We start from the raw sequence: 9,415 nt of genomic DNA, 5'->3' as shown, positions 1-9,415 counted from the left end.
ATCCTCCGCCGAAAGCTCGACCGGATGCGGATAAACGCGACGCATGCCGTGCGCATGCGGGAAGTCGAGATGGGCTTCCGTCCAGCGCCATCCCTCCGCAGCCCGCAAGCTATCGGCCTCGCGGCCGAGCCTTGCCGTCACCAGCAGATCGAGCAGCGAGACGTCTTCCAGATAGCCGCCGCGATCCTCGGTAAAGAGGTCACGCAGGATCGTCCCGCCCGCTTCCGTATAGGCCTCGAGCCCGACAAAACGCGCCCGCCGATCGGTAGCGGCGACATGGGTTTCGGTGAGCAGACGGCGGATGGTCGAGGCATCGCCATCGCAGGAGAGACGCTCATAGATGGCCTCCTGCCGCGCCTGATCGTCGGTGATCGCAAAGGCCATCACCTGCTCAAGGGCGAGATCGCCATCGCGATAGAGCTGGATCAATTTCGGGGAAACCGCGCCCAGCCGGAGCCGTTGCCGCACCACATTGGGCGTGACACCGAACCGTGCGGCGATCTCCTCCGCGCCAAAACCGCGCTCATCCGCGACCTTCCTGAACGCCTCGAACTGGTCGGCGGGATGCATGCTTTCCCGGGTGACATTCTCGTCCAGGCTGATCTCGTGCGCATCGTTCGCGGTATCGACGATGCAACGGATCGGCTCGGACTTTTTGATTTCCTTGCGCTTGACCCGCAGCAGCTGGGCCAGCCGCCTGCCCTCGCCGATGGTCACGCAGAAGAACCCCGTAGCCGCCCCCTCGCCATCCACCTCCGGTTCAATGACCAGATTCTGCAGGATGCCCTTGGCGGCGATGCTCGCCGCCAAGGCCTCGATCGCCGCCTCGCTATGCGGCGTCTTACGAGCATTCCTGGGCGACTTCTTGAGCTTGCTGAGCGGAACGCGAACCTCCGTTCCGCTTGGTATTCCCAGTGATTTGGCCGACATGATCATTCTTCCTTTTGCTTCCATGGGTGCAAGGCGCACCACGCGCCTGCGCCCCTGCCCGTCGGCGAGACCCGGGCTAGCAAGTGCCAGGGCGACCCGGGCGGAGGGGGATCGCCCGCCCGAACAGGGCCGCTCGAAGAGCGGGTCTGCACAAGCGCGTGCGCCATGTCGCCCAAGTCGGAGGCGTGAACGCAGCGCGGAAGACCGGGGAGACCGCTCGGGTCGGCGCCGGCGAAAGCCGGCGCTTTACCCTGGTGCGCGCGAGGGGCGGACGCCCCTGAGCTCTCTTGCGAGAAGAGAGATCCGACGACGTCATGCCTGGAGAAAAAGGCAGCCGGCGAGAGGGCAGTGATAGCGACGCGGTCATGCAATGACCGCGGGCACCGAGCCGACTGCAGTCGTGAGACCGGTCAACAAGGTACCCGAGCGCGGGACAGTGACAGCGACGCCGGCATGCAATGCCGGCGGGGCCCGCGGGCGAGTGCCTCCGGCGAGCGACACATTATTATCTCTTGATTATCTCTTGCTTGCGTGAGGGATCGCAGCCGAATGGCCGAGACGCCACGCGGCTCGGTTTACGGAGAGCCCGGTGCGGCCCGTTGCCGCACGCGCCAAGCAGAACAGCACGATGACCGAGCTGAGGTTCGATCTCGTCGCGAGCCTTTGTCTACGCGTTACCGATCCGACGAGTAGCGCCTTCAGGCGCGAGCAGACTGCTACGAGAGCAAATATCAGAAGACCTCAGATCCTAGCGCACAAGATCACCCTTCCTCACAATGCTCCTGAATAGCTTGCGCTATCATACCGCTCTTCAGCGGATCTATACGATCTGCTTCTCGTTCCGCCCAACTTGCCCATTCTTCAAATTCAGCTTTAGTCATTGGTATCTCGGCAACTCGTAGTCGGGCTGATTCCACATAAGTCCGGATCTGGTTGGCGCGGTCCAGCGCCCTGGCTTGTGACAGCAAACGTCGAATCCGTTCCCTTTCCAACCTTTCTCGAAGCTCGCGCGCTTTTCGTTCGGCCTCTTCCTGCCGTCGCCTAAGTTCAGCCTCAGCTGCACGCTTTCGCTCAATAATCCATTCTCTATGTCGCACGAGGCCACCGCGGTAAGAGAGCTCCGCGCTGACCAGCATTTCGACTAAAACCTCCGTCAGCTCGCCCTCCAACCGGCTTTCGTCGCTATCTTCCCAGACTCTATTCGAGTTTGCTCGATCGCGCGCTGCGCCGAAAGCGAGACACAAACGTTCCTTCTGGCCTTCCTTCTTTGATTTGATCGGCTCGACTGTAAAGTGCACATGGGCACGGCCGATGGTGATACAGATATCTCTTTCGCTACCCGCGTCTTGGCCGTATTTCGAGGTGTTCATTGAAGGCCGACATCCAAGACGAGCAGCGGCCAGAAAGAGCGCGTTGATGATCAGCAGCCGTCTCCGTTCGATTCCAGCGTCGTACCTCGGCGCGTAGTAATCCGAACGCCATTTCACGAAATCTTTCCGCCGCTCATCGTCACGAGCAAGAAGTTTCGCCACGAGTGGATGCGCGGGTTCAAATGCCCGCCTGCAGCGGACCTCGCCCACCAGCCTTCTGGCGCGCTGTTCGACGGAGGCCATATCCTCATCAAACATGGGGACAGGTGGGACAGCGATCTCCTTGACTTTTTCTGCCCAATCCGGGCCCCAATAGCTATTGCTCCCCGATTCCCCCACACGATCAGAGGCCCCCGGAAACCGAGGCGGCAACGCGATTTGTATGGTTGGCTTTCCAGCTTGCTTCCTCGCCCAGTATCCTCGTTCGGGTACAGGAATGTCAGCCTTCTTGCAGTGCTTTGCCAGGGCAACGTCGGAGATACCGAGGCTGGCTGCCACAGTTCTCATCGGTTGAGACCACACGAGGTCGTATAGCTCCTTCCGGGTAAATTCAGTATGCATGCGCGCAACTCTTAATATCGATGGAACATTCTCTTTGCGCGGATGACGCAAGGACGACGGTCGGATCGCGCCAGACCCGTTTAGCGCTTCACCGTGAAAGAGGCTGGCAGCCATCAAACATCGGGACGATTTCCGAGGTGAATTGTCGCACTAAAGGTGCCGGTCGAAAATGCGATTCTCAACAGCCCGCCGATGGCATTCACTTAAGTCTGCGTTATGGACGAATCCCGGGAGGGAGAGAATCTAGAAAAAGAATTGCTCGACTACTGCAGGTCAGGTTCTCTCCCTTGGCGACGGGAGAGCCTCAAATCCTCTCCAAAACACTGCCTTTTACACAGAATGAAAATATTCGGGGCTCCTGCAGTACGAAAAGTTACGCATATCAGGTCGGTGCAAGCCGACGGAACTGCCTTCAAAACCTTATCTCAGTCCCAGCGGAACTACCGCGGCGGTTGCCTCCGTTGCAAATGCGTTGGAAGGCACACTCAGGAAAACAAGAATCGATGATGAAGTTTTGTGCGCGTTTGCCAACGCGGTGCCGGCTCCAATTTTACTCTACCCTCTCCCCGACCAGACTTTGAGATCGCGGACCGACAGTAGAGGAGAGGCGGGCTCCACGCTTAGCGCGCAAAGTGGCGTATTACCTGGCCGCTTTCCGGCAATCGACTGCAGTATCCACACCGGACGTCTTCTACACCCGGACGTCTTCCTGATAGCGCAACATGGGCGCAATTCAGTCGACGGAAGAGGGAATCGATCGTGGCTTTATTCATTGCGCTTGATGAACAGGTCAACTATTTCCGAGATACGACGAACTGATACTACGTGCTTTCCAGCGTTGCGAACCATGACTACAACATTTCCGGTTGCAAAGAGATTCATCGTATCGTGGATCGAAAATCCAATCTCTCCGATGGCGCTCTGATCAGCGTCTTGTGTCACGTCCCCAGATTGAATTGTTCCGAGGAGATTTAGCAATTCATCATGCGTTGCACCGACCGACGCCCAGACAGAGACACTGACCGCGATCATGCAATCGGGGTCATCGTTGAGCTGCCAGATTGCGTGAACTCTTGATGGCCTCGTAGTATCTGTCCTGCTCAGCTTGATCAGTCGGGCATTAGGAAGTGTCAAATCTTGTAGATTCAAGCTTTTGCGGCGACCAATTCGCGATTTGACTCGGGGCCAAGCAGCAGCGCCGTACTTTTTTTTCAAGAATCTGCGCTGCTCAGGGTCCATTTACTCTACCTTGCGTCGTTGGCGTGAAGCTGGCCTCGGATTGCACAAGGGTCGCCCAGCCGGAGAGGCTAACCTATCGCGATAGAGGAGGTCTCCGACATTCCCAAACTTCATGCTCATTGGCAAAAGTGGTTCATTGGGCGGCTGCGTGGGATCATTGTGACCATTAACATGCAGGCACGCGTCATAAACGCAATCGTCAACAGTGCATCCTCCCGTCCACGCTGCTTCGTGATAGTTGAAGGAGGTCCATCCACAGGGAGTCCGCCACCTCTTGCTGCCAATCGATTGGACCTTGTTTAGCGCAAATCCGTAGCCCATGGTCGATTGCCACAAGTCACAGCCGAGCGCGTTGGCGAAGGTTGAAACGATAGATGCACAATCACTACAGTTGACATAAATCCCATTTCCTATCCCGCCGCCTAGCCGATCTAAAAAAGCTGAAAGGTCAAAGTTAGGGAAAGAGTAATGAGAACTTCCTCCGCCAGGACAATCATACGTGACCACATTCGAACCAAGACCATTCACTCGTTTCGTCACAAGAGCTGCTGCAGACTTGACCGTCGCGGCGCCTTCTGCCCACCGGCATGAATAGTTGAGCACATCGGTCCACGGGAGCCTTGTATTTGAGGAGTGAGGTCGAAGTTGATTCCAAGGAGCTGTTGGCAATCCTTGGACGATATAAAATCGATGGCGTGTGGTATAGAGGTCTTGCCATTTTTCGGTTCGCCGAACTCTGTATTGCCAATTCCATTCAACATCCCATATGCCGACGCGACCGAAGACAGGCGGTGGGCGCAAGAGTTTGAACGTCGTCAATCTCGTTGACCCACGCACAAAAGCAACCCGGCGGCCAGCAACGTGCTTTGCCACTCGAACCTCGAGCGAACCAACGCTGCTATGGGAGCAACTTAGTCGGACTGTGATCGTTGCTTTCGATTTCTTCTTTTGTTCAGCAACGTAGACGACAGGGGAGTCTTCGGGATTTACAGACCGATGGCGGCTCCATTCTGGACGCTGGATCGCCTCCTTGGCGTTCTTGCGGGCCGCCAACGCACCTTTCGGATTCCGACGGCGAGAATCAAAACTAATCGTTTCAATGAAGATCATCATTGTTGTCGGTAGACGGCAAAAGGATCCGAAATCGGAGGCGCTTCCGAAACCATCAGCGTTCTGAAAAAGAATGTCTGAAACAGCCGACCGTCGGTAACTTGCGTGCCCCAACCTGGGGCCCCGCTGTGCGGTAGTCCCCCGCGGTGAAGGATCAGTCTGTTAAACACGCTACCTAGAGTGTCTATTTCTAGCCAATTTTCGGGTGGCGTCATCCAGTCGTGCTGACGATCTTTGTGTTTGTTGGCCCAGGTGTGCAGTCCGGCTCGCGTATCTCCGTCCCGATTCAAATATATGAGCCCCACCCAACCGTTGACACCAACTGCACTCCAAATGTCGGTATCAGTGTGGCTGTGGACCCCCTCCCCAAGCTGTTGAGCACTCCAGTGCTTCACATGGAATGCCCCGTTCCACCAACAGCCGCGAGGAATCTTTTCAAATTCGTTAATTGGGTAGCCTTGGCAGTCAACGGGGAAATCCAAATTCCAGTGGTCAAGGTCGATCTTCTCGCCCGTTAGAAATTCAAGTCGATCAATAATGGCCTGCGATGACTTTATCGGACAACAAGCGCTTTGCCGAAATCTAGAAGTTCGCCAAAAAATCGGCTTACCCTCTATCCCGTCCTCAGGTGTGTTGTAAGGAAACATATACTGGAGGGAGTGAGCGTACCGGACGACGGCATCCGGGTCCTCGTAGAAATTGTCGGCAATTACAATTTCACGTCGCATTTTTGGTGCAGTCCGCTCAATATCTAGCTATGGTGGTATCCGTATAATCGTTCATTCATAGCGAGTTGCCAAGAGCCCGCGCCCTTACCCGCGAGAAAGGTGAGCAAGCCCAAGGGCTTTTGAAGCGATCACGCTCGTAGGGGATTGCAGCATGACTCTTTGGGCGCCTCAAACACATCATACGAGTCCTTCGCAATTCGGTCCAAAGGCAGGACCGCAGCCCGGACCTCAACCGGGACCGCAGCCAGGTCCGCAGCCAGGCCCGCAACCAGCCAGAAATGGCCAGCGCAAACGGTCAGAGCCGCAGCCCGGACCACAACCCGGGCCGCAGCCCGGACCACAACCCGGGCCGCAGCCCGGACCACAACCCGGTCCGCAACCGGCCACAAACGGCCAGCGCACCCGGCCGGGACCGCAACCCGGGCCTCAGCCCGGACCACAGCCTGGCCCCCAACACTGACCTGGGTCGGGTCCGGGAGATCAGGGATCACCGTGAAGCAAGATAGAAACCAGGGCGGCCACACGGCGACTTAGTAAGGTGAAGTGAGACCCATGGCTCGGGACAACATCGCCACCATGCTGTCGGGGCAGCGCTGGTTTGAATATGAAAGGCCGTTCCGACACCTGCGTGCGACGAACGTATTTCGGAGAGAGATATACGAGACCCTCGAGCTAAACTTCAGGAACACCCTCACGGAATTCAACGTCACTGAAGTCGGCCAGGCAAATAATTCAGACAGCCGATATGATGCTTGGACGATGGGCGTCACTCCGTCCACGGCCGCTTTGTTCTATCCATTTTTTTCGCGTGAATGGCACGACCTTATTAGCAATCTAGTCGGAGTCGCAACGACTGGGCACATTGATGGGGGACTGCATCACCATCGCGTCGGCAGTGCGAATGGATGGATTCACAACGATCTTTGCGTAGGATGGTTTCCCGGTCCCTGCGGAGCGACGAACATCGTGCTTTCAGATCACGCTGGCTGCAACTATTCGACCGGGGTGTGCCGAGATCGGCATATCGAGCCAGTGTGTGTCGTTCGCTCAGTGGCGCTGATCTTTTACCTTGCAAATTCGGATTGGGCTCCAGGCTATGGAGGTGATACAGGTCTATATGAAACCCCTTTCGATAGTATCCAAAACGCTTCGGCGAGTGTCCCGCCCGTAAACAATTCGTTGATTATATTCGAATGCACGCCGCATTCGTATCATTCATTCCGGAGCAACTTGCAGATAGAGCGCAATTGCATTGTGCTTTGGGCTCATTCAACTGTTGAAACAGTTTCTGCGAAATTTGGCAAAGCCTCGATAGCTAAGTGGACCTAAACATGAGGCGTGTATGTGTCGTTACCGGCGCCGCCGGCAAACTGGGATCCAGGATTTGTGAACGACTGTCGGCGGACTATAATATTTTGGGCGTGTACCATCAGAACCTGCCATCACAGTTCGATTCGCAACTCGTTCAATCTTTCGATCCACTCACGCGCGAGACAGTTCAGTGCAAGTCGTTAAGTTTGCCGTATCTCATCAAGGCTGATCTGAAGAAAGCAGATGACCAAAAGCGGATCGTAGAAGTATGCCTCGCCCGATTTGGCAAGATCGACCTTTTAGTCAATGCGGCAGCAGACATTCGTTTCTACGGAGAGCTCAAGTATACGTGGAGCCACCTAGCGAGCGTTCAGGATCAACTGTTCTTGAATGCGATCGCGCCGGTCCTGCTTGCGTCTTCCTTTGTTGATTACTTCTGGAAGAAGAGCGCCGAACAGAATAGGCAATTCAACAGAAACATCATCAATGTTTCAAGCGTCTCCGGCCTAAACGTCTATCCAGGTTTTGGTCAAGGATTCTATAGTGCGTCTAAGGCAGCTCTTAACTATCTGACATGTCACCTCGCCTCCGAATATGAGAACATAGCAATTCGCGCAAACGCCATTTGTCCAGTGGATTTTCCTGGAACGATTGCCACCGAAGCCGTCGTAGACGAGATTGTGAGGCTTGATAGTTCGAAGGAGTCAGGAAAGGTGTTTCTGTTGGACGAGGGAGGATCACGCGCAACAAATTAAACGCGCATGCGTTGGGTTGCTATTTTGCAAGCTTTGCAACCTCCACCAGTTGCTCGATTGGTGTCTTTGGTGCCTTGCCAAAATCGATCGTCGGCGTGATCGCCGCTACGATCTGTGCGAATTCGGTGCTGGGAATATTGCCGTTCAAAAGCACAATCAAGTCAGAGCGAGATTGGTAATAGCTCGCAAGCCGAACATTGTATCGATATTGCGGAACCAAAATCGCGACAAGAAAAAACACTATGAGAAGCGCACCATATCTGGTTGCATTCGTTTGAATTATTGCCGGCCAGTTTACCTGTGTGTCATTCTTGGTCTCCGAGTTAGCTGCTGCAGTTCCAGAGGCTGGAGGCAGGACCCTAGCTGCGTTCTTGCCGTAGAGCTTTTCGAACAAAATTTGATCGATTAGTGCAGCCCTTAAGAAGTGTAACGATTTCCCCTCTTGCTCAAATCGTTGCTTCTCCCCGGTGGATTCGGCAATCCTTGCCGCCTGGGCTGCACTAAACTGACTCTTGCTGGCTGATCGATTTATCTGAAGTTGGTTAATCTCCCCAATGATCGACCTGATATCCGCCTCTCGACCTCTAATGTCATCGGCGCATCGCGATGCAGAATCCTTCGAATCAAAATAGAGCGTGCTGCCAGGCGCTAAGATGTAAAATTCTCCCTTGCGATTAGCTGACTCCAGCACACCCAAATCAAAGTCGAGAGGATTGATCGTGTACGATTTGTGCACCACGGCGCACTTTAGCATGAGCGGTTCGATGAGAGCAGAAAGTCGCGTCTGAGCATCCTTGATGCTTACATCAATTTTGGCGGTGACCGCGCTATCGTCTCCGAGTTGTTTTATTAGGTTGTCGATCTGCGAGATCGATTGTTCATTGTCTTTATAGGCCCTATCTGCGGTCTGGTATTGCTCGGCGAGAGTCGGAGCGCTCCCAAGATCAAACTTGGCGATCTCGGCCGCGAAGAGGAAGGCGAACGCCCCCGCGAACAACAAACCTATGATCATCCACAAGAAAATACTTGCTTGCGCTTCTAGGACCGCGGCTCGAGACTCAAAACGCTTCGTCAGTTCAGCAACTTTAGCGCTGCCGTCAATCGCAGCCGAGTTCGCCCCGAGCGCATGAGATCTTTTCGGATCATTCATGGCAAGCATCCCGCTAACACAGAAGCCCGATAGTCGTCGTCGGCAGCTCCGCGCACCCGAACATTGAGCACGAGATAACTCTTTAAGGGCAACCCTATAACGCAGTGAACGCGGTCGTCAACCAGAAGTCGATCAAAGGATGACCGAAGCAGCACGCACTACTCAACATCAAAAGCTGAACACGACATACACTACCAACGCTCCACTTGGATCACGCGCGGTGGAAGGAAAGCTATCAAACTAGGCCGGTCCACTACACAT

7 protein-coding genes are annotated in these 9,415 nt (G+C 55.1%); 2 read left to right on the top strand and 5 right to left on the bottom strand.

Annotated elements, in window-relative coordinates; genetic code table 11:
• The 4 genes from JQ616_RS31960 to JQ616_RS31945 all read right to left on the bottom strand — a co-directional run.
• Positions 1–930: ParB/RepB/Spo0J family partition protein (locus JQ616_RS31960; protein ID WP_433996020.1), on the bottom strand; the 930-nt coding region annotated here is incomplete at its 3' end.
• A 761-nt stretch (positions 931–1,691) separates the two neighbouring features.
• Positions 1,692–2,861 (bottom strand): hypothetical protein, encoded by a 1,170-nt coding sequence (locus JQ616_RS31955; RefSeq protein WP_212021646.1) that lies wholly within the window; start codon positions 2,859–2,861, stop codon positions 1,692–1,694.
• 765 nt (positions 2,862–3,626) lie between these two features.
• Positions 3,627–4,100 (bottom strand): hypothetical protein, encoded by a 474-nt coding sequence (locus tag JQ616_RS31950; RefSeq protein ID WP_212021644.1) that lies wholly within the window; start codon positions 4,098–4,100, stop codon positions 3,627–3,629.
• Between the two features lie 1,109 nt (positions 4,101–5,209).
• Entirely contained in the window at positions 5,210–5,938 is a 729-nt protein-coding gene (locus JQ616_RS31945; protein ID WP_212021642.1) for a hypothetical protein, read from the bottom strand.
• Between the two features lie 552 nt (positions 5,939–6,490).
• On the opposite strand from JQ616_RS31945, the gene JQ616_RS39965 reads away from it, so the two are divergent.
• The gene (locus JQ616_RS39965; protein ID WP_212021641.1) at positions 6,491–7,267 is read left to right on the top strand and encodes a 2OG-Fe(II) oxygenase; all 777 of its coding nucleotides are present in this window, start codon (positions 6,491–6,493) and stop codon (positions 7,265–7,267) included.
• 2 nt (positions 7,268–7,269) lie between these two features.
• Complete coding sequence (locus JQ616_RS31935) at positions 7,270–8,004, top strand: SDR family NAD(P)-dependent oxidoreductase (RefSeq protein ID WP_212021640.1); 735 nt, start codon at positions 7,270–7,272, stop codon at positions 8,002–8,004.
• A gap of 19 nt (positions 8,005–8,023) precedes the next feature.
• Here JQ616_RS31935 and JQ616_RS31930 read toward each other — a convergent pair whose 3' ends face one another.
• The gene (locus JQ616_RS31930; RefSeq protein WP_212021639.1) at positions 8,024–9,154 is read right to left on the bottom strand and encodes a hypothetical protein; all 1,131 of its coding nucleotides are present in this window, start codon (positions 9,152–9,154) and stop codon (positions 8,024–8,026) included.
• Positions 9,155–9,415 lie beyond the last annotated feature (261 nt).

The sequence above is a fragment of the Bradyrhizobium tropiciagri genome (genome assembly GCF_018130545.1).
Taxonomy (GTDB): domain Bacteria; phylum Pseudomonadota; class Alphaproteobacteria; order Rhizobiales; family Xanthobacteraceae; genus Bradyrhizobium; species Bradyrhizobium tropiciagri_A.
This window is presented reverse-complemented; position numbering and strand designations above follow the sequence as displayed.